General features: G+C 44.7%; 4 protein-coding genes. All 4 read left to right on the top strand.

The features are described 5' to 3' along the window. Positions 1–184, top strand: a 184-nt coding sequence (locus SSCH_RS20185; RefSeq protein WP_044664962.1) for a hypothetical protein, incomplete at its 5' end; no start/stop codon positions are given. Then, entirely contained in the window at positions 177–305 is a 129-nt protein-coding gene (locus SSCH_RS20935; protein WP_269746149.1) for a hypothetical protein, read from the top strand. The genes SSCH_RS20185 and SSCH_RS20935, both read left to right, overlap by 8 nt. Beyond that, positions 244–783 carry a transposase family protein gene (locus SSCH_RS20180; RefSeq protein WP_332306914.1) on the top strand — a complete coding sequence of 180 codons (540 nt, stop codon included), beginning with the start codon at positions 244–246 and terminating at the stop codon, positions 781–783. The genes SSCH_RS20935 and SSCH_RS20180 overlap by 62 nt, the downstream gene beginning before the upstream one ends. Continuing rightward, positions 764–1,072 carry a hypothetical protein gene (locus SSCH_RS07735; protein WP_044664960.1) on the top strand — a complete coding sequence of 103 codons (309 nt, stop codon included), beginning with the start codon at positions 764–766 and terminating at the stop codon, positions 1,070–1,072. The genes SSCH_RS20180 and SSCH_RS07735 overlap by 20 nt, the downstream gene beginning before the upstream one ends. Positions 1,073–1,101: the final 29 nt, after the last annotated feature.

Here is a 1,101-nt window from a genome sequence, read left to right as displayed (position 1 = left end):
GTTAATCAAGAAAGTACCAGGGCACCTGTTACCAGGCAGCAAACTGGATCTACCTTGGGAAGACCGCTGGCGCGGCCGGATGGACCGTCATACAAAAAGGTTGCTCACCCCCAAGGATATCTATGTCTATCCCTTGGCAGCCGATTTCCGCTCCCAACTAAAGGGGGAGACGGCTCATGAGTAAACCCGTCCATCCAACACAGATCCGTCCAACACGCCAGGAGCGGAGAAGAAAACAACGAGATCTCAGGGAAGAACAAAAAAGACAAGGGGAGGCAATATCCTCCCACCTTCACGCTTCCTAACCGCAAAAGCAAATATAAAACAGAGGATGAAGAACAAGAAGATATTCAGCAAAGAACTGAAAAGATACTAGACGTATACAGGCAACTGCTGCCTGGGCTGCTTCATAAATTAGCAAGAATACCTGATCCGCGGAGTCCAAAGAAAGTTAAGCATCAAATGACAATAATGATGATCTATGGAATTCTGATGTTTGTGTTTCAAATGCCCTCTAGGCGAGAAACGAATCAGGAGATGACCGGACCGCGGTTACTTAAACACCTGCAAGCAGTTTTTCCGGAATTAACAGACATGCCGCACCAGGATACCCTGTGTCGCTTATTGGAAAAGATGGATGTAGACCAAATCGAAATTGCTTACATCGACATGTTAAGGCATTTGATCTACAAGAAAAAATTTAAAAACCTGCTGCATCAAAAAACGTTACCTTGTGGCAGTAGACGGAACACAAAAATACGTGATGAACCAATGCTGGGATGAATGTTATCCCCACCGCAGGGTTCAAGGCAAAGATGGTGAACACCATCAGTATTACGCCTATGTTCTAGAAGCAGTTTTAATCCTCTCCAACGGCATGGTTTTACCGCTGATGAGTGAGTTCTTGGAAAACGATACAGAACTAGAGAAAATAGAAAGTGATGAAGAGTGGAAACAGGACTGCGAGTTAAAGGCGTTTTATCGCTTGGCTACACAGCTTAAAAAAGAATTCCCAAGGCTGCGGCTTACACTACTTTTAGATGGGCTGTATGCTGAATGGGCCGGTAAATAGAAATCTGCCGTAAGAACAAATGGCAATTT

This window comes from Syntrophaceticus schinkii, from assembly GCF_000946815.1.
In the GTDB taxonomy this organism is placed as follows: domain Bacteria; phylum Bacillota; class DSM-12270; order Thermacetogeniales; family Thermacetogeniaceae; genus Syntrophaceticus; species Syntrophaceticus schinkii.
This window is presented reverse-complemented; position numbering and strand designations above follow the sequence as displayed.